Source organism: Aeromonas veronii, assembly GCA_041319085.1.
Lineage (GTDB): Bacteria > Pseudomonadota > Gammaproteobacteria > Enterobacterales > Aeromonadaceae > Aeromonas > Aeromonas veronii_F.
In genome coordinates this window covers 3,597,298-3,616,598 of the sequence record CP101033.1, presented here as the reverse complement: position 1 = coordinate 3,616,598, position 19,301 = coordinate 3,597,298, and the positions used below count along the sequence as shown (strand labels likewise).

The 19,301-nt window shown below is 55.5% G+C and carries 16 protein-coding genes and 5 pseudogenes; 16 read left to right on the top strand and 5 right to left on the bottom strand.

What is annotated here, in order from left to right; genetic code table 11:
* Nucleotides 1-120 precede the first annotated feature (120 nt).
* On the top strand, nt 121-1,338 hold the full coding sequence (locus NMD14_17225) for a site-specific integrase (GenBank protein ID XEI32447.1): 1,218 nt from the start codon (nt 121-123) through the stop codon (nt 1,336-1,338).
* 363 nt (nt 1,339-1,701) lie between these two features.
* Here the strand turns inward: NMD14_17225 and NMD14_17220 are convergent, their stop codons facing one another.
* Nucleotides 1,702-2,475 carry a hypothetical protein gene (locus NMD14_17220; protein XEI32446.1) on the bottom strand — a complete coding sequence of 258 codons (774 nt, stop codon included), beginning with the start codon at nt 2,473-2,475 and terminating at the stop codon, nt 1,702-1,704.
* Nucleotides 2,476-2,590: 115 nt separating this feature from the next.
* Here NMD14_17220 and NMD14_17215 point away from each other — a divergent pair, with 115 nt between their 5' ends.
* From NMD14_17215 to NMD14_17190, 6 genes are all read left to right on the top strand, one after another.
* The gene (locus tag NMD14_17215; protein ID XEI32445.1) at nt 2,591-2,794 is read left to right on the top strand and encodes an AlpA family phage regulatory protein; all 204 of its coding nucleotides are present in this window, start codon (nt 2,591-2,593) and stop codon (nt 2,792-2,794) included.
* A 72-nt stretch (nt 2,795-2,866) separates the two neighbouring features.
* Nucleotides 2,867-3,625, top strand: coding sequence for a hypothetical protein (locus NMD14_17210; GenBank protein ID XEI32444.1), 759 nt, complete (start codon nt 2,867-2,869; stop codon nt 3,623-3,625).
* A 735-nt stretch (nt 3,626-4,360) separates the two neighbouring features.
* The gene (locus tag NMD14_17205) at nt 4,361-4,984 is read left to right on the top strand and encodes an inovirus Gp2 family protein (protein XEI32443.1); all 624 of its coding nucleotides are present in this window, start codon (nt 4,361-4,363) and stop codon (nt 4,982-4,984) included.
* A gap of 102 nt (nt 4,985-5,086) precedes the next feature.
* On the top strand, nt 5,087-6,037 hold the full coding sequence (locus tag NMD14_17200; protein ID XEI32442.1) for a DUF932 domain-containing protein: 951 nt from the start codon (nt 5,087-5,089) through the stop codon (nt 6,035-6,037).
* Nucleotides 6,038-6,120: 83 nt separating this feature from the next.
* On the top strand, nt 6,121-7,110 hold the full coding sequence (locus NMD14_17195; GenBank protein ID XEI32441.1) for a YqaJ viral recombinase family protein: 990 nt from the start codon (nt 6,121-6,123) through the stop codon (nt 7,108-7,110).
* Nucleotides 7,107-8,051 carry a hypothetical protein gene (locus NMD14_17190; GenBank protein XEI32440.1) on the top strand — a complete coding sequence of 315 codons (945 nt, stop codon included), beginning with the start codon at nt 7,107-7,109 and terminating at the stop codon, nt 8,049-8,051. The genes NMD14_17195 and NMD14_17190 overlap by 4 nt, the downstream gene beginning before the upstream one ends.
* A gap of 415 nt (nt 8,052-8,466) precedes the next feature.
* Here the strand turns inward: NMD14_17190 and intI1 are convergent, their stop codons facing one another.
* Complete coding sequence (intI1, locus tag NMD14_17185; GenBank protein XEI32439.1) at nt 8,467-9,480, bottom strand: class 1 integron integrase IntI1; 1,014 nt, start codon at nt 9,478-9,480, stop codon at nt 8,467-8,469.
* Between the two features lie 172 nt (nt 9,481-9,652).
* Here intI1 and NMD14_17180 point away from each other — a divergent pair.
* The 9 genes and pseudogenes from NMD14_17180 to NMD14_17140 all read left to right on the top strand — a co-directional run bounded on the left by NMD14_17180 (nt 9,653) and on the right by NMD14_17140 (nt 15,966).
* A pseudogene (locus tag NMD14_17180) lies at nt 9,653-9,811 on the top strand (NAD(+)--rifampin ADP-ribosyltransferase).
* A 71-nt stretch (nt 9,812-9,882) separates the two neighbouring features.
* The gene (locus NMD14_17175; GenBank protein ID XEI32438.1) at nt 9,883-10,833 is read left to right on the top strand and encodes an IS1595 family transposase; all 951 of its coding nucleotides are present in this window, start codon (nt 9,883-9,885) and stop codon (nt 10,831-10,833) included.
* 4 nt (nt 10,834-10,837) lie between these two features.
* A pseudogene (arr, locus tag NMD14_17170) lies at nt 10,838-11,140 on the top strand (NAD(+)--rifampin ADP-ribosyltransferase).
* Between the two features lie 132 nt (nt 11,141-11,272).
* Entirely contained in the window at nt 11,273-11,746 is a 474-nt protein-coding gene (gene dfrA27, locus NMD14_17165; protein ID XEI32437.1) for a trimethoprim-resistant dihydrofolate reductase DfrA27, read from the top strand.
* 180 nt (nt 11,747-11,926) lie between these two features.
* Entirely contained in the window at nt 11,927-12,772 is an 846-nt protein-coding gene (locus NMD14_17160; protein XEI32436.1) for an ANT(3'')-Ia family aminoglycoside nucleotidyltransferase AadA16, read from the top strand.
* A 116-nt stretch (nt 12,773-12,888) separates the two neighbouring features.
* Complete coding sequence (locus tag NMD14_17155; protein ID XEI32435.1) at nt 12,889-13,236, top strand: quaternary ammonium compound efflux SMR transporter QacE delta 1; 348 nt, start codon at nt 12,889-12,891, stop codon at nt 13,234-13,236.
* The gene (gene sul1, locus NMD14_17150) at nt 13,230-14,069 is read left to right on the top strand and encodes a sulfonamide-resistant dihydropteroate synthase Sul1 (GenBank protein XEI32434.1); all 840 of its coding nucleotides are present in this window, start codon (nt 13,230-13,232) and stop codon (nt 14,067-14,069) included. The genes NMD14_17155 and sul1 overlap by 7 nt, the downstream gene beginning before the upstream one ends.
* A gap of 127 nt (nt 14,070-14,196) precedes the next feature.
* Nucleotides 14,197-14,696 (top strand): annotated as a pseudogene (locus tag NMD14_17145) (GNAT family N-acetyltransferase).
* Nucleotides 14,697-15,202: 506 nt separating this feature from the next.
* A pseudogene (locus NMD14_17140) lies at nt 15,203-15,966 on the top strand (IS6-like element IS6100 family transposase).
* 492 nt (nt 15,967-16,458) lie between these two features.
* Here NMD14_17140 and mphR(A) read toward each other — a convergent pair.
* From mphR(A) to NMD14_17125, 3 genes and pseudogenes are all read right to left on the bottom strand, one after another.
* Nucleotides 16,459-17,043 carry a macrolide-binding transcriptional repressor MphR(A) gene (gene mphR(A) / locus NMD14_17135; protein XEI32433.1) on the bottom strand — a complete coding sequence of 195 codons (585 nt, stop codon included), beginning with the start codon at nt 17,041-17,043 and terminating at the stop codon, nt 16,459-16,461.
* A pseudogene (gene mrx(A) / locus NMD14_17130) lies at nt 17,043-18,279 on the bottom strand (macrolide resistance MFS transporter Mrx(A)). The gene mphR(A) and the pseudogene mrx(A) overlap by 1 nt, the downstream one beginning before the upstream one ends.
* Nucleotides 18,276-19,181 (bottom strand): Mph(A) family macrolide 2'-phosphotransferase, encoded by a 906-nt coding sequence (locus tag NMD14_17125; GenBank protein XEI32432.1) that lies wholly within the window; start codon nt 19,179-19,181, stop codon nt 18,276-18,278. Before NMD14_17125 ends, mrx(A) begins: the two are co-directional and overlap by 4 nt.
* Nucleotides 19,182-19,301 lie beyond the last annotated feature (120 nt).

The following is a 19,301-nucleotide window of genomic DNA, read 5'->3' as shown; positions in this document are numbered from 1 at the left end:
GTTTTATTTCGTCCGAAGTCACATGCTATCTTGTTGATATATATCGATGTAACTTCCGTTATCGTCTAAGGTCATCTTAAGGGGACTGAAGCGAATGTGGGTTCATGTGTGGGTTCAAATATGGCTGTTTCAGATTCAAAACTCAAAGCAATGTTACGTGGTCATGATGATGCCACGCCTAGAAAAGTTGCTGACAGAGATGGGCTGTCGGTTCTGTGGAGGAATAGTGGAAAAGTCAGTTTCGTTTACCGCTATCGAATATTAGGTAAGGCAAAGAATCTGACTCTAGGTTCTTATACCGGCCAGGAGGGGGGCTTGTCGCTTTCAGAGGCAAGGAAAAAGGCGGCGCAATGTCGGGCTTGGCTGGAAGAGGGTAAGGATCCAGCCTTGATGACGCGGCTCGGAAAAGATGAAAGGCTTAAGCCGGTCACTGTTAAGGATGCGCTCGAGTATTGGCTCTCCCATCACGCCGATAAGAAAAGGTCAAACAGTGAGAAGCATCGCCAGCAATTTGCGAAATGGGTCTATCCCCGAATCGGGGATCTTCCGCTGTCAGATTGCAATACTCGGCACTGGCTGAGCGTCTTTGACGAGTACTCTAAGTTTGCACCTGTAGCTAGCGGCTATTGCTTCCAAAACTGTAAGCATGCTCTGAAGTTTTGCCGAGTTAGACAGTTTGCAGTGAGCAATGCGTTGGATGACTTGACTGTTTCTGATGTTGGGCAAAAGGCGAGCAAGCGAGATAGGGTTCTGACGCTGGAAGAACTGCGAAAGCTATGGGATTGGGCTGACAAGCTAGGCCCATATTGCTACTACGGAAACTTGGCCAAAATTCTACTGTCATTCGGAGCCAGAACCCAAGAAGTTAGGCTATCTGCTCCAGAAGAATGGAATCTAGTCGAAGGTACATGGACAGTGCCAGCATCCCACTCAAAAAATGGTAATAAAATCGTGCGGCCAATACCTGATTTTATTCGGCCGACAATTGAAGCTTTGCTGAAAGCAACTGTTGTGCAGGAATCCTCATACCTGTTAGGGGAGCTCAAGCGACCAGAAGCGGTGAGTCAGTGGGGGAGGGGCATTTGGAAACGGATTGGGCATAGCACACCCTGGACTTGGCACGATTTGAGACGGAGTTTAGCGACCAGAGTAAATGAGGCTGGGATCCCTCCTCATGTTGTGGAGCAAATATTAGGTCATGCTCTGCCTGGAGTTATGGCCCACTATGTTCATACAGCTCGGTTGCCGGAGCAAAAAGTGGCTTTGGAATTGTGGGGCGGAATTTTGAGGCCCTCATTGCAGCAGGGAGACAATGTATTGCATCTTCAAGTGGGGTAGAAGAGCAACAGTAGTTTTTGCCAGATATTCTGGCGTTTACACAAAAACACCTCAGAGCACGTAATGTTTCGATGTCAGCTGTGCATTGCTCTCCTTTGTGATCTTGACGGCCTGCCGTTTGGTGATGAAGCGAGAAGCATGTGCAGGGAAGAATTCGACATAGATGCTGCCATCTGGACCATTCCGATAGGATGAAGATCCTAGTTGTTTAGCGCGTTCCGTGATCTCTTCAATCTATTACTGTACTGGAAAAAGTGCGGGGCCTAGGGAGTGGGCCTTCCCTTCACCCCGTAAACAGGTGCCACCGACGGAACCTACCCCGCTCAGACGGGTAGACACGCCACCATGGCGCTTGGCCAGACCTTACCTAGGTTTGATGACGCGATTGAACGCCTCCGATACCGCAGCGTCCTTACGAGACCAATCCAACATCTGCCTGATGAGATTTTCCCTGACCAATCCAGGTGCCTTTCGGGTCTGTTTGCTGGTTGGCAGCTTCTTATTCTCTGCATTAATTTCTTCTGTCAAACGATGACTGAATTGCCAAGCATCTTCCAATATGTCCTCCGCTGCAGCTTGTTTCGCAGCATACTGTCCAGCGCCTTTATGTTGAAAAAGCCTGATGATCTCTTGCTTCACGCTGTCATAGCGCTCGCTTTTTACTCTCCCACCATTCCCTCTCGCCGTCATTTTCTTTTTTTCCAAATTGCCCTGGATATGGGCAATCTCGATCGCCTCCAATACTCCAATTAATTTCATCAGCACGCGTATTGCCCCCAAGAGCGCTTGCGCAGCCTCTTCAGGTGCATCCTCTTTAAATGCTTCGCTCAGCCGGTAATAAAGCGCGATGATATTACTGTATTCCGAAATCCTAGAAGGGAAGTCCAATTTATTGCGACAAAATTCACGTGATAATTCTACGAGTTTAATTGTTTCGACATCGCCAGCCCCCATTGGACGAATGTATGGCAGCAATTTGATTGTTAACTCCTCCATAGAGTAACGCGTCAACAACAGGTCCGTTGACTCCAACCACGCCTTACGCTGTGGCCACGCTGCGCTAGTGCAGATGGTCCGCAGGTTCCCTACACGTTCTTTGTACTCGGCTTCAAGTTCTTCAAATGAAAATAGCGACATAAATCATCCACTTAGCGTACGTAAAATTTGTTGGTTAGCACACGTATTTCTGATGCCAGCGACAAACGTTATCTTCTCCTCATCGAAAGTCAACCAAACCAGAGGAACGCAAACCATGGCCATACAACCCAGTATCAAGGTGTTACGGATGCCTGCAGTCGAGCAAAAAATGGGGATGTCACGTTCAACCTTCTATGACTGGCTTAACCCCAAATCGCCCCGATACGACCCAAGCTTCCCCCGCCCCAAGCCTTTGGGGAAAAAATCGGTAGGCTGGTTTGAGTCTGAGCTCGATGAGTGGTTATTAACGCGACAATGAACTCTTTCTGAGCATTGAAACCATGCTAGCTATTTCTGAATAAATGAAATCATAAAACCCAAAGGATGGTGTATGCCTAAACGTATCACGTTTCAAGCAGATAGAGACTCAACTATCTGCGAGATAGATAACTATTGCCGAGCAAAACAACTCTCTCGCTCTGCGGTTATTTCAAACCTGCTAAACCTTTTATCGCCAATGCTGGGGCGGATTAACGCCCATTTTAATGCTGCATACAATGTCGAATTTGAATTAACTCAGATGCTCAAACAGCAAGATTGCTTGTTGCCAAGAGAACAACTCACCATCAGTGTTGAAGAGCATTTCCATCGACTATGGAAAACAGCAATAAGACACAATGTGGATTGTGTTGATTACCGGATTCATGAACATAAGCAGGCTAAATCTAACATGGGGAAGGATGAAATTACCCGCATCAAGGAAGTGCTTGATAGCATCATCAGCACGATGCCAATTGAGAAGGCCATTTTTATCTATACCGATAGGCGCGTGTCTCACCATCTGAAGAAAGCCGGTGGATTCTCAAACACGATATTTATAAAGCAATCTGAGTGTGATGGTTATTTCTTTGACTTTGCCCATTCACAAGCACTACCCACGTTTGATGTCATCCATCATGGCACCAGGGCTGCATTGAAGAAACACCAGATGACGTTATCTGCTCCCAGCGTGTGTTGGGTCCCTATCTATTACGTGGGTGAGATGGTGATTATGACGCCTGTAATAAAGTCTGCTGACGTAAAAAAACAGAAGCAGACGATGGATAGGGCCATCATCATCAACCTCTTCGGGCAGGAGGTCAAAACATGAGGATGCAGGCATGGATAAGCAACTGCTCAAATTACAAGCGAAATGGGGGGTTAATGACACCTTTTGTAAGCAGATCGAACTTTTTGCATAACCAGCTTGGTATCTGCGTTATCAGTAGCATCGCTCTCAACCGAGTGTTCATAGAGGGGGTATCATAGGCCGATGAGCATGACGTACCAATCCAGGCCAGGCAGGCCTGAGGGCAGTTGCTTTGCTGAGGCTATCCAGCGATGCAGGCTATCGGGTATGACTCAAGCTAATACCGCTACCGCACTGGGTATCAGTCTATCCACCGTTAAGCGATATTGGTCTAGATGTATTATTGAAAATTCAACAAATAACTATTGAGTAATATTGGTCTATCCCCCTGTGTTACATCTGGCTCTCAGGTCGTTTAACGTGTTGGATAGTTATTATAAGTAAACCAACAGATCTTCTTGTCATACCTGACACACCCCTGGCAACAGGATCATTAAACACGTATCACATGAGCATCGTAGTTGCTGCTTATAAAGCAACGCATGACTTGCACTATGCCATTACCCCTAGCCAATGGCTATGGACAGCGAGCCGCATGCTCACGAAAGAACGGGTATTAATGTAATCCATTCCAGACTGGTACCTCCTCTAGGAGGCCACTGCTACACATGACGGATCTGTAATGCATACAACCTGCGTATCCTCCCCTATTAGGGGGAGGGGTACGCTCGCATCAATAACACTGGAAATGATGGCATGAACCTCTATCAAACGATCTATGGCGACCATATCACCAGTTACTACGAACGGATCATTTTCACCATCCGCATGGCATTAAGAACACATCCGAGAACATTAGCGCTGCGAGTCGACTTACATGACCCTGCCATTATCGACCATGGCGATATGGTGACATGCTTCCATAATCACAACGGAGGTGTAATGAACCGTTTTATCAACTCTCTTAATGCGAAACTAACTGCTCACCAACAGCGGACAGCACTATCAGGGAAGCGGGTTTATCCCAATACGCTCCGATATACGTGGGTACGTGAATTTAGCCAAAGCGGTAAGCGCCATTTCCACGTGCTTCTATTTTTTAACAAAGATGCATTCTTTCATCTAGGGGATTACGACATTGAGGACTGCACACTCAGAAGCATGATAACGACCGCGTGGTGCAGCGCATTAAGTCTGCCCCCTGAAGAAGGGCTGCACTTGGTCCAATATCCGCCCAAGGGAAAATACACGCTACTGAAACAGGAGATTGAAAAGGGTATTTATCCTGACGACTTCATGAACAGAGTCCATTACATGACCAAGCTGAAAAGCAAATCGTTTCATGATAGGCAACGTAATTTCGGATGCAGTTGTGGTTAAAGCATGACTACATCGATTACAAGCAAACACAGATATATGTTATCTCCATGAACCACCCCAAGGGACTGCGCAACGCAGTCCCTTTTTCATTGGAGATCTTCTATGGCACATTTAATCGACACCATGGCCTACATCGGCCAAACACCCTGGCACGGCCTCGGCAATATCCTGCCCCCAGAGCAATCGCTGGATATCTGGCTGCAAGCTGCCGGGATGGAGTGGACCATCGAGCAGAGCGAGGTGATGTTTAACGTCGCCTCCGATGCGCTGCATATCAGGCCCTATACCGACAGCAAGGTGCTCTACCGCTCCGATACGCTAGAGCCGCTCTCGGTGGTCTCCCAGCGCTACAAGGTGGTACAGCCGCACGAGGTGCTGCATTTCTATCAGGATTTGGTCGAGGCTGGCGGCTTCGAGCTGGAGACCGCCGGTTCACTCAAGGGCGGCCGCAAGCTGTGGGCCTTGGCCAAAACAGGTCAGGACATGCGTCTCAAGGGTGGGGATGTGGTCAAATCCTACCTACTGCTGGCCACCAGTTGCGATGGCACCCTCTGTACCACTGCACAGTTCACCTCCCTGCGGGTGGTCTGCAACAACACCCTCCAAATGGCGCTGCGGGATAGCACCGGCGCTATCAAGGTCCCCCATTCCACTCAGTTCGATGCTGCTGCGGTGAAAGAGGCGCTGGGGCTAGGGCTTTCCCACTGGGACGAGTTCAAGGCGCAAACCAAAGCCTTGACCCAGCGTCCGGTCGCTCCTGAAGAGGCGTTGCGCTTCTTCAGCGATCTGCTGGCCCAACCGCTGGATGGTGACAACATCGTGCTCACCCGCCCGGTGCAGCGCCTGCACGAACTCTACCAGGGCGCGGGCATGGGCTCGGAACTCGCCAGCTCCCGCAATTCCGCCTGGGGACTGGTCAATGCGGTCACCGAATACGTGGATCACCATCGCCGTGCCCGTAGTCAGGATTATCGCCTCGATTCTGCTTGGTTCGGCCAAGGTGCCCAACTCAAATCTCAGGCCCTCAATCAGGCGCTCACCCTGCTGCAATAACTTACCTCCCTCTTTATATCCCGACATACCAACCCGGCCATTAGGCCGGGCGGGGGGACTTATGCCGTCAACAAGGAGCCTCTATGAAAGCAAAAACCAAATATGGCCAAGCCCTGCGACTGGCCTCTACCACTGAACTGACCCGCGAGCAATGGCTGGATATCCGCCAGCTGGGGATCGGCTCTTCCGATGCCGCCGTGGCGGTCGGCCTCTCCCCCTACAAATGCCCGCTCAGCCTGTGGCTGGAGAAAACTGCCCGCAAGGCGCCGGAGGATATCTCCCAGAAAGAGGCAGTGCTGTGGGGTGTCGAGCTGGAGCCGGTATTAGCACAGGTCTACACCAAACGCACCGGCTACAAGGTGCGCCGGGTCAATGCGGTACTCCAGCATCCCGAGCACACCTTCATGCTCGCCAACCTCGACCGCGAGGTGGTGGGTCACCCCGATGGTCCCGGCATTCTGGAGATCAAGACCGCCAGCTATCACAGCGCCCCCCAGTGGGAGGAGGGCGTGCCGGTGGCTTACCAGTGTCAGGTACTGCATCAACTCGCCGTCACCGGCCATGCCTGGGCCGAGGTGGCGGTGCTCATCGGCGGTCAGGATTTTCGGATCTACCGCATTGAGCGCGACGAGGAGAAGATCGGCGATCTCATCCGGCGGGAAGCGCACTTCTGGCAACAGGTGCGGCAAGACTGGCAACCCGAGCCCGACGGCTCCAGCGATGCCGCCGCCGCGCTGGGCTGGCTGTTCCCCCGCGACGACGGCCAGACGGTCGATCTCTCCGACTCCTCCGAGTTCAACCAGTTGTTTGGGCAACTGCTGCAACTGCGGGAACAAAAGGAAGTGGTCGAGCAACAGGAGTCCCTGATCAAGCAGCGGCTGCAAGCCACCCTGGGTGAAGCCACCGCCGGGCTGTTCGCGAACGGCAAGATCACCTGGAAACGCAGCAAAGATAGGCTGGCACCGGATCTGGAGCGGCTTGGGCAGGATCACCCCGATCTGCTCAGCCATTACGTCAAACCGGTACCCGGCGTTCGCCGCTTCACCATTCAATCCCAGAGGCAAACATCATGATCAAAGGACTGGCAATTACCCCACCCGTGATCGGGCGGATCTGCATCGGCAAGCTGGTGCAGAAAAACGATAAATGGGTGCCGGAGAAGGACGACAGCTTCACCCTCACCACTCAGGTTCAACAGAAAGGAGGATGGCTGCTCCATCCCTTACACCAACAGTTTGCTCAGGGACATGAGCACGCCAAGATCCGTGCAATCCCGGTACGGGTGTTGTTCAACGACAGCGACCTGAACCTGCGAGCAGAGTACAGCGCCTTCGACCGGCAAACAGGCAGGCCGCTCTGTGTCGGCAACGGGGAAGTGGCGAGACGCGTCGGCGCACAGGGGATGGAAGAGGTCAGCTGCCCCGGCCCGGAACGCTGTCCTTACGGCCAGCAACAGGGCTGCAAGCTGTATGGGCGACTGAACCTGTTTGTGGAGGGACAGGGGGATGAGCTGGGCAGCTTTATCTTTCGCACCACCGGCTACAACTCGGTGCGTACCCTGGCGGCACGACTCAAGTACCTGGAAGCGGTCAGCGGCGGCCTGACCCGCTATCTGCCGCTCACGTTGCGGCTGCGGGCCAAGAGCACCACCCAGTCCTACCGTACCCCGGTCTACTACGTGGACCTGACCCTGCGCGATGAGCTGACCCTGACCGAGGTTGTCGGACAAGCGAAGGAGGCGGCACTACGTGATCATGAGGCAGGGCTTGATATCGAGCAGATGGAGCACACGGCCCGCGAGCTGCTGCGCAACGGCCAGTTCGAAGAGATGGATGAAGAGGTGCCGTCTCTGCTGGAGGAGTTCTATCCCGAGCCAGAGGCGGGCGAGGCATCATCAGCCTCACCGCCGATGGCAACAACGGTGGTAACGACGCCAGCACGCTCCCGCCCTCGCCCCTCCCCCTTGACCAACAAGCTAGGCAGCGGTGCTGACCCTTCGTCACCCCATGCCTGAACTCGGTACTACCGACCGTTAAATCCTTTCAAATCAATTCGTAGCGATGCGTTCGGCTGCGACCTCACGACGGGACGTCTGTCACAAAACGGCCCGTCGCGTATTCCCATCACTGGTTTGGGGTCAATAGATCAAGGTACACTGACACCCCTGGTCAAAAGCCTCAAAGAGACCTTATTGACCTGAAATGGGTGGGGAATAGCTGAAAAAGGTTGTCGTTTTCAGAAGACGGCTGCACTGAACGTCAGAAGCCGACTGCACTATAGCAGCGGAGGGGTTGGATCCATCAGGCAACGACGGGCTGCTGCCGGCCATCAGCGGACGCAGGGAGGACTTTCCGCAACCGGCCGTTCGATGCGGCACCGATGGCCTTCGCGCAGGGGTAGTGAATCCGCCAGGATTGACTTGCGCTGCCCTACCTCTCACTAGTGAGGGGCGGCAGCGCATCAAGCGGTGAGCGCACTCCGGCACCGCCAACTTTCAGCACATGCGTGTAAATCATCGTCGTAGAGACGTCGGAATGGCCGAGCAGATCCTGCACGGTTCGAATGTCGTAACCGCTGCGGAGCAAGGCCGTCGCGAACGAGTGGCGGAGGGTGTGCGGTGTGGCGGGCTTCGTGATGCCTGCTTGTTCTACGGCACGTTTGAAGGCGCGCTGAAAGGTCTGGTCATACATGTGATGGCGACGCACGACACCGCTCCGTGGATCGGTCGAATGCGTGTGCTGCGCAAAAACCCAGAACCACGGCCAGGAATGCCCGGCGCGCGGATACTTCCGCTCAAGGGCGTCGGGAAGCGCAACGCCGCTGCGGCCCTCGGCCTGGTCCTTCAGCCACCATGCCCGTGCACGCGACAGCTGCTCGCGCAGGCTGGGTGCCAAGCTCTCGGGTAACATCAAGGCCCGATCCTTGGAGCCCTTGCCCTCCCGCACGATGATCGTGCCGTGATCGAAATCCAGATCCTTGACCCGCAGTTGCAAACCCTCACTGATCCGCATGCCCGTTCCATACAGAAGCTGGGCGAACAAACGATGCTCGCCTTCCAGAAAACCGAGGATGCGAACCACTTCATCCGGGGTCAGCACCACCGGCAAGCGCCGCGACGGCCGAGGTCTTCCGATCTCCTGAAGCCAGGGCAGATCCGTGCACAGCACCTTGCCGTAGAAGAACAGCAAGGCCGCCAATGCCTGACGATGCGTGGAGACCGAAACCTTGCGCTCGTTCGCCAGCCAGGACAGAAATGCCTCGACTTCGCTGCTGCCCAAGGTTGCCGGGTGACGCACACCGTGGAAACGGATGAAGGCACGAACCCAGTGGACATAAGCCTGTTCGGTTCGTAAGCTGTAATGCAAGTAGCGTATGCGCTCACGCAACTGGTCCAGAACCTTGACCGAACGCAGCGGTGGTAACGGCGCAGTGGCGGTTTTCATGGCTTGTTATGACTGTTTTTTTGTACAGTCTATGCCTCGGGCATCCAAGCAGCAAGCGCGTTACGCCGTGGGTCGATGTTTGATGTTATGGAGCAGCAACGATGTTACGCAGCAGGGCAGTCGCCCTAAAACAAAGTTATGCAGCCAAATCCCAACAATTAAGGGTCTTAAAATGGTAAAAGATTGGATTCCCATCTCTCATGATAATTACAAGCAGGTGCAAGGACCGTTCTATCATGGAACCAAAGCCAATTTGGCGATTGGTGACTTGCTAACCACAGGGTTCATCTCTCATTTCGAGGACGGTCGTATTCTTAAGCACATCTACTTTCCTGATTACCCATGATCAGCAGTCACCACGAACTATACTGATCTTACGTACAGTTACTGAGGTGCGAGATCATGGCCAAAAGCAAAGTCCAATTCCAGAAAGGCTACAGCCTGTTTGAGTTTTTCAAGGATTATGGCACTGAAACGCAGTGCGAAAACGCGCTGCTCGCTTGGCGTTTTCCACACGGTTTCGTCTGTCCTGAGTGCGCCAACAAGACCTGTTGTCGCCTGAAAAGTCGGCCACGCGTGCTGCAATGCAATCACTGCCGTCACCAGATGTCATTGACTGGTAACACTATTTTCGCAAACACCAAGCTCCCTCTGACCAAGTGGTTTCTGGCAATGCACCTGTTATTGCAGACCAAAACAGGCTTGTCAGCGATGGAGCTAAAGCGCCAGTTGGGCGTCAAATATGACACCGCCTGGATGCTCAAGCACAAGCTGCTGCAAGCCATGAAAGAGTCCGATGACAAGCAGCCCATCAGCGGCATCATTCAGCTCGATGATGTCTACTGGGGTGGCGAGCGCCGTGGTGGCAAACGGGGTCGGGGCGCGGCAGGCAAGACGCCATTTGTGGCAGCAGTGGCCCTGAATAAGGAAGGGCATCCAATCAAGATGCGGATGACGGTGGTCGATGGTTTCAAAACCAAGTCCATTGCGGATTGGGCAAAACGGCATGTTGCCAGTGGTAGCGCGGTGATATCCGATGGATTGGCCTGTTTCAAAGCGGTCAAAGAGGCCAATTGTGAGCACCTGGGTGTTGTCACCGGGGGCAACCTTGATTTGCTGGATCATCCGGCATTCAACTGGGTAAACACGATGATAGGGAATGTGAAGAACTCGCTGCGGGGCAGTTGCCATACGCTCGGAGCGAAGCATTTACCGAGACATCTTGCTGAATACTGCTTCCGGTTTAATCATCGTTTTGACCTCAAGAGCATGTTGGTTGAATTGGGGCATGCAGTCGTGGCCAGCCCTCCGATGCCATATCGACTCTTGAAGCTGGCTGAGGATCATGGGTAATCAGGTCTACTTTTCAGCCTTGATGGAGCCAGCAGTTTGGGGAGCTGAACTTGCTATGTCACTGTCTGGCCTCGAGGGTCGCGGCTACATATACATAGTTGAGCCAACAGGACCGTTCGAAGACGATCCGAATCTTACGAACAAAAGATTTCCCGGTAATCCAACACAGTCCTATAGAACCTGCGAACCCTTGAGAATTGTTGGCGTTGTTGAAGACTGGGAGGGGCATCCTGTTGAATTAATAAGGGGAATGTTGGATTCGTTGGAGGACTTAAAGCGCCGTGGTTTACACGTCATTGAAGACTAGTCCTTTGCATAACAAAGCCATCAAACCGGACGCCAGAGATTCCGCGCCTGTTGCGCATGGCTTCGCCATTTTATGCGCAATAGGCGCGCCACCCTGTCGCCGTTTATGGCGGCGTTAACCCAAAGGAGTATCGTGAAAATATCACTAATGGCTGCAAAAGCAAGAAATGGGGTTATTGGCTGCGGCTCGGATATCCCGTGGAACGCTAAAGGTGAGCAGCTGCTTTTTAAAGCAATAACTTACAATCAATGGCTCTTAGTCGGCCGTAAAACATTTGAGGCAATGGGGGCTCTCCCAAATAGAAAGTATGCAGTTGTCAGCCGCTCAGGATCGGTAGCTACTAACGATGATGTGGTTGTGTTTCCATCTATAGAAGCAGCAATGAGGGAGCTAAAGACTCTTACGAACCATGTTGTTGTTTCTGGTGGTGGAGAGATCTACAAGAGTCTGATCGCCCATGCCGACACGCTACATATCTCGACAATAGATTCCGAGCCAGAGGGCAATGTTTTCTTTCCGGAAATCCCCAAAGAGTTCAATGTGGTGTTCGAGCAGGAATTTCATTCAAATATAAATTATCGCTATCAAATCTGGCAAAGGGGTTAACCATCCAAGCCATCGGACACATTTTGCTTCGCTGCGCTCAAAACGCAAAATGTGCCGCTGCTTAGCGGCGTTAGATGCACTAAGCACATAATTGCTCACAGCCAAACTATCAGGTCAAGTCTGCTTTTATTATTTTTAAGCGTGCATAATAAGCCCTACACAAATTGGGAGTTAGACATCATGAGCAACGCAGTGCCCGCCGAGATTTCGGTACAGCTATCACAGGCACTCAACGTCATCGAGCATCATCTGGGATCGACGTTGCTGGCCGTGCATTTGTACGGCTCTGCACTCGACGGTGGCCTGAAGCCATGCAGTGATATTGATTTGCTGGTTACTGTGACTGCACAGCTCGATGAGACTGTGCGGCAGGCTCTGTTCGTAGATTTCCTGGAAGTTTCCGCTTCTCCCGGCCAAAGTGAAGCTCTCCGTGCCTTGGAAGTTACCATCGTCGTGTACGGCGATGTTGTTCCTTGGCGTTATCCAGCCAGACGGGAACTGCAATTCGGGGAGTGGCAGCGCAAGGACATTCTTGCGGGCATCTTCGAGCCCGCGACAACCGATGTTGATCTGGCTATTCTGCTAACTAAAGCAAGGCAACACAGCCTTGCCTTGGCAGGTTCGGCCGCGGAAGATTTCTTCAACTCAGTCCCGGAAAGCGATCTATTCAAAGCACTGGCCGACACCTTGAAACTATGGAACTCACAACCGGATTGGGCAGGCGACGAGCGGAATGTAGTGCTTACTTTGTCTCGCATTTGGTACAGCGCAGCAACCGGCAAGATCGCGCCGAAGGATGTAGCTGCCAACTGGGTAATGGAACGCCTGCCCGTCCAACATCAGCCCGTGCTGCTTGAAGCCCAGCAGGCTTACCTTGGACAAGGGATGGATTGCTTGGCCTCACGCGCTGATCAGTTGACTGCGTTCATTTACTTTGTGAAGCACGAAGCCGCCAGTCTGCTCGGCTCCACGCCAATGATGTCTAACAGTTCATTCAAGCCGACGCCGCTTCGCGGCGCAGCTTAATTCAGGCGTTAGATGCACTAAGCACATAATTGCTCACAGCCAAACTATCAGGTCAAGTCTGCTTTTATTATTTTTAAGCGTGCATAATAAGCCCTACACAAATTGGGAGATATATCATGAAAGGCTGGCTTTTTCTTGTTATCGCAATAGTTGGCGAAGTAATCGCAACATCCGCATTAAAATCTAGCGAGGGCTTTACTAAGCTTGCCCCTTCCGCCGTTGTCATAATCGGTTATGGCATCGCATTTTATTTTCTTTCTCTGGTTCTGAAATCCATCCCTGTCGGTGTTGCTTATGCAGTCTGGTCGGGACTCGGCGTCGTCATAATTACAGCCATTGCCTGGTTGCTTCATGGGCAAAAGCTTGATGCGTGGGGCTTTGTAGGTATGGGGCTCATAATTGCTGCCTTTTTGCTCGCCCGATCCCCATCGTGGAAGTCGCTGCGGAGGCCGACGCCATGGTGACGGTGTTCGGCATTCTGAATCTCACCGAGGACTCCTTCTTCGATGAGAGCCGGCGGCTAGACCCCGCCGGCGCTGTCACCGCGGCGATCGAAATGCTGCGAGTCGGATCAGACGTCGTGGATGTCGGACCGGCCGCCAGCCATCCGGACGCGAGGCCTGTATCGCCGGCCGATGAGATCAGACGTATTGCGCCGCTCTTAGACGCCCTGTCCGATCAGATGCACCGTGTTTCAATCGACAGCTTCCAACCGGAAACCCAGCGCTATGCGCTCAAGCGCGGCGTGGGCTACCTGAACGATATCCAAGGATTTCCTGACCCTGCGCTCTATCCCGATATTGCTGAGGCGGACTGCAGGCTGGTGGTTATGCACTCAGCGCAGCGGGATGGCATCGCCACCCGCACCGGTCACCTTCGACCCGAAGACGCGCTCGACGAGATTGTGCGGTTCTTCGAGGCGCGGGTTTCCGCCTTGCGACGGAGCGGGGTCGCTGCCGACCGGCTCATCCTCGATCCGGGGATGGGATTTTTCTTGAGCCCCGCACCGGAAACATCGCTGCACGTGCTGTCGAACCTTCAAAAGCTGAAGTCGGCGTTGGGGCTTCCGCTATTGGTCTCGGTGTCGCGGAAATCCTTCTTGGGCGCCACCGTTGGCCTTCCTGTAAAGGATCTGGGTCCAGCGAGCCTTGCGGCGGAACTTCACGCGATCGGCAATGGCGCTGACTACGTCCGCACCCACGCGCCTGGAGATCTGCGAAGCGCAATCACCTTCTCGGAAACCCTCGCGAAATTTCGCAGTCGCGACGCCAGAGACCGAGGGTTAGATCATGCCTAGCATTCACCTTCCGGCCGCCCGCTAGCGGACCCTGGTCAGGTTCCGCGAAGGTGGGCGCAGACATGCTGGGCTCGTCAGGATCAAACTGCACTATGAGGCGGCGGTTCATACCGCGCCAGGGGAGCGAATGGACAGCGAGGAGCCTCCGAACGTTCGGGTCGCCTGCTCGGGTGATATCGACGAGGTTGTGCGGCTGATGCACGACGCTGCGGCGTGGATGTCCGCCAAGGGAACGCCCGCCTGGGACGTCGCGCGGATCGACCGGACATTCGCGGAGACCTTCGTCCTGAGATCCGAGCTCCTAGTCGCGAGTTGCAGCGACGGCATCGTCGGCTGTTGCACCTTGTCGGCCGAGGATCCCGAGTTCTGGCCCGACGCCCTCAAGGGGAGGCCGCATATCTGCACAAGCTCGCGGTGCGACGGACACATGCGGGCCGGGGTGTCAGCTCCGCGCTGATCGAGGCTTGCCGCCATGCCGCGCGAACGCAGGGGTGCGCCAAGCTGCGGCTCGACTGCCACCCGAACCTGCGTGGCCTATACGAGCGGCTCGGATTCACCCACGTCGACACTTTCAATCCCGGCTGGGATCCAACCTTCATCGCAGAACGCCTAGAACTCGAAATCTAACGTCCGTTCGGGCATCGAGGTCCATGTCGGGGTGGGACGGGCCCGTGGCTTCAAGATCACTTGCAGTCCGACCGCGATGTCTTGGTTGCGCGAGAGGTTGTCGATATCCTCCACTTCCATCATCAACCCTGGATAATGCCGCCGCCGTCATCGCCGCCGACGCCCGTGCCGGGCTTTTCGGGCCTGTCAGGCTTGCTCGGCCTTCAGCCTGCCTGGGCGAGATCTCCGGCGGACGGATTAACGGCGGAGCTTCGCCGCCTTTCGTGCGTGTGAAGGCCGAAGATAGTTCTCTCAAAAACATCCGTTTATGAGAGATACCAAATGTCATTTTCAGAAGACGACTGCACCAGTTGATTGGGCGTAATGGCTGTTGTGCAGCCAGCTCCTGACAGTTCAATATCAGAAGTGATCTGCACCAATCTCGACTATGCTCAATACTCGTGTGGGCTCTGTTGCAAAAATCGTGAAGCTTGAGCATGCTTGGCGGAGATTGGACGGACGGAACGATGACGGATTTCAAGTGGCGCCATTTCCAGGGTGATGTGATCCTGTGGGCGGTGCGCTGGTATTGTCGCTATCCGATCAGCTATCGCGACCTTGAGGAAATGCTGGCGGAACGCGGCATTTCGGTCGACCATACGACGATCTATCGCTGGGTCCAGTGCTACGCCCCGGAGATGGAGAAGCGGCTGCGCTGGTTCTGGCGGCGTGGCTTTGATCCGAGCTGGCGCCTGGATGAAACCTACGTCAAGGTGCGGGGCAAGTGGACCTACCTGTACCGGGCAGTCGACAAGCGGGGCGACACGATCGATTTCTACCTGTCGCCGACCCGCAGCGCCAAGGCAGCGAAGCGGTTCCTGGGCAAGGCCCTGCGAGGCCTGAAGCACTGGGAAAAGCCTGCCACGCTCAATACCGACAAAGCGCCGAGCTATGGTGCAGCGATCACCGAATTGAAGCGCGAAGGAAAGCTGGACCGGGAGACGGCCCACCGGCAGGTGAAGTATCTCAATAACGTGATCGAGGCCGATCACGGAAAGCTCAAGATACTGATCAAGCCGGTGCGCGGTTTCAAATCGATCCCCACGGCCTATGCCACGATCAAGGGATTCGAAGTCATGCGAGCCCTGCGCAAAGGACAGGCTCGCCCCTGGTGCCTGCAGCCCGGCATCAGGGGCGAGGTGCGCCTTGTGGAGAGAGCTTTGGCATTGGGCCCTCGGCGCTGACGGAGGCCATGGGCATGCTCAACCACCATTTCGCAGCAGCCGCCTGATCGGCGCAGAGCGACAGCCTACCTCTGACTGCCGCCAATCTTTGCAACAGAGCCCGCCGTGCTAGTCTGCTCGGTGATGGTGGAGTGAAGCCAACCCGCAATCGGGTTATGAATCTGCATCGCGATTCGCAATCAGCTGTCTCTTGAGCATGTCGAACTCCTGCGATGTTATCTCGCCGTGCTCGTGCTGCTACACCAACTTGTCCAACTCATCCGCCACACCGCTCCCCACCACCTGCGATGGCCAGGTTGTTTGCTGGGCGCATTGGCGGAGTATCGTCTCGACCCGGGACACCCACACCGGCACAACCTTACGGGAGTGATTCACTGTCAAAGAATCGGCCCGGTGCTCTGACGCAAGTATCGGGATGGTCACCATTTGTAAGCCGTAGACCTGAGTGGTGATCAAGACTTCGATACCACCGACCGTACCGGTACTAATCGACGACGGTCGTGTTCGTCGCCTGCCGCAGGGACTCTGCACACCTCCGTTTACGCATGTGCCTGGAGGAGTTGGAAATCGTCGTGTTCGGGAAACATTAAACACAGGATGGCAGCGATCTGAGCCAGCACATGATCAGCTAGCTCACCATCCGGATCGACGGCCCACTGCATCGTCGCGCCAGCGATGACCGAGTGCAGGAGCAACTCAGCTGCCGCAGGAGCACCTGGGGGCAGTCGCTTGCGGATCCCCTCCACCACCGCGCGGTTCCGCTGGATCGCAAGCGTGCGTAGCTCCGGCACCTGGAGCTCGTACCAGGAGATGAGATAGTTCACCGAGAAGTCGTTGCGAGTGTTCATGCTCCGAACGAGCACCTGCAAAAATTCCCAGAGCCCTTGCGGCCCTGCGCCTATCGGTATCGCATTCAGGTAATGCCGCACCTGCTCGACGCCGCGCTCCATCATCCTCACCAGCAGCGTATCGCGGTTGGTGAAGCGCTGGATTAACGCTGCGCGGGAGAGCCCCACCTCCTTTGCTACTCCGCTGAGCGTGAACTCTATGGGACCGCAACGCTTCAGCACTACGGTGGCGGCCTCGAGTACCTCGTCATCGGACTTGAGCTTGGGGCGGGGCATCAGTGTTCACCTTCTGTATGGGTTGGGGCGGAGGCTGTGGCTGCCGCCGCCATTGTAGCAAATTGAAGACGGAGCGAGAGTAGAGCCACGAGCCCCGCAAACACGGCCGATACAACGAGGCCAGGGAGCGGACCAGCAAGGTCGACAAACGCGCCGGCCGCAAGCATAACCATGGGCGAGGCTGACAGCATCACCGCCGAGACCGTGCCGAGTACCCGGCCGAGAAGTTCTGGCGGCGTGCGGTTGTAGATGGCAGCGTTGAGAATGGGAGAGACTGAGCCGGTCAGCAGTCCCACGAGCGCGCCCAACAACATCAGCACCGGCACGCCTGGCAACTGTGAAAGCAGAAGCGAGCCCACCGCAGAGCCACAAAATGCCACCGCCAGCCAGTTCTGCGCTGATATCCGGGCGCCGACCGACGCATGAATGGCAATGCCAAGGAGACCACCAGCCCCCATCATTGAGGAGAACAGCCCGAGCTCTGCTACTTGGCGTCCTGCATCTACAAACAGCGCAGGCATGATGACGCTGCCGTTGGCGCCAACGATGCCCACGAAGATCATCACTATACCAAAGAGAGGGCGCAGCAGGGGTTCGCTCCAGAGAAAAGCGACGCCGGCGCGCATGGAGAGAGTCGCCGTCGTGGTCATCGTCCGAGCGGCACGCGCGGGAAGCACCCACGCGCCGAGCAGACCTGCAAGGACGGAGCAGAACGCCGTCAGCCCGAGCGTTGGCGCAGCGCCAAGCAGGCCGATTGCGGCCCCCAAGGGCCGGGCCACCTAGAATCGCGACGTTCCCGATCACCGCTTTCAGTGACGAGACGCGCTCAACGGAGAGCCCGGCGACGTGGCCGAGTTTGGGCAGCTCACTGTCCTGCGCGGCCATACCGGGTGCGTCGAACGCGGCACCGAGCACCACGCAAGCGATCAGCCCAGTGTTCGAGAGGGCGCCAACGGCATCGAGCAGTGGGATGCTCGCCATGGCCACGCCGCCCACCACACCCGAGATCAATGCGACGGGCGCGCGCCCGAACCGATCGACGAGGCCACCACCAACCCACGCGCCGATGATGGTCGCGATGACGCTGCTAGCGGCCGTGGCGCCCGCCCAGGCCGCGCTCTTTGTATGAGACAGGACGAACCATGGAAGCGCGAGGGCCGCCACCGCGTTGCCGATCCGGAAGAGAAAGGTCGCCGCGAACAGCGTCGCGAGCGGGCTATATCGACGTTCGCTCATTCCGCTGCGGCGAGCTGCGCCTTCGCCGCAGCGAGGTACTCTTCGTTACCCGAGTCGAGGGCGAAGAGTGCGTAGGTGACCGCCCCGAACGCAAGGCGCTCCGCGATGTGGTGGGCGAGCCGCGGCCACACCCGGCCACCGGCCGCTTCATACGTGAGGAGGAGCTTCGCGAGCCCCTCTTCACCAAAGACCATAAGGTGCGCGGCCATGTCGATGGCAGGGTCATCAACGCGGGCCTCGCTCCAGTCGATCATCCCGCTGACGCGCTCCGTGTTGTCGATGAGCACATGGCCCACGTAGAGATCGCCATGCACCACCACGGAGAAATCTGGCCACGACGAATCGTCGTCGAGCCAGCGCTGCCACCGGTGGAGGCGCTTGTCGTTCACCACGAACTCGCGTCGGACGCGGTCAACGTCGTCGGCCACCTTCTGACGGGCCTGCGTCGGTGTACGGATGAGCATCCCCGCATCCACGGCGGCGGAAATGGGGACGGCATGCAGGGCGGCGAGCGCGGTCGCGAAGCTCTCCGCGAAGACCTCCGAGTCCTGCGGCACGACCCAGTCGGGCGTGGACGAACCAGGCTGGATGACCATCGCAGTCGAGTCTTCGAGCATGGGATAGGCAACGAGCTCGGCGTTGGCCACGCGCCAGTCCGGCACCGCGAACGGCAGGCGATTCTTGAGCATTGCCAGCACCCGCGCCTCTGGTTCGACCTTCGCGCTTACCTCGGCTCGGCGCGGGATGCGCAGCACCCACCGACGTCCATCGTCGACGGTGGCGATCACGATCCTATAGTCGAGCCCAAGCTCATTGACAGTCAGCGGGCCATGGAGCTTGAGCCCATGTCGGGCTGCAAGTGCGTACAGTTGGGAGGTATCGGCGGTCGTGACTACGGTCATGATTCACTCCTGAGGGCTTGACGGGTTTAGCCACCTAAATGTAACAGTCACGTCGGTTATATTCAATCCGGCACTGTTGCAAAGTTAGCGATGAGGCAGCCTTTTGTCTTATTCAAAGGC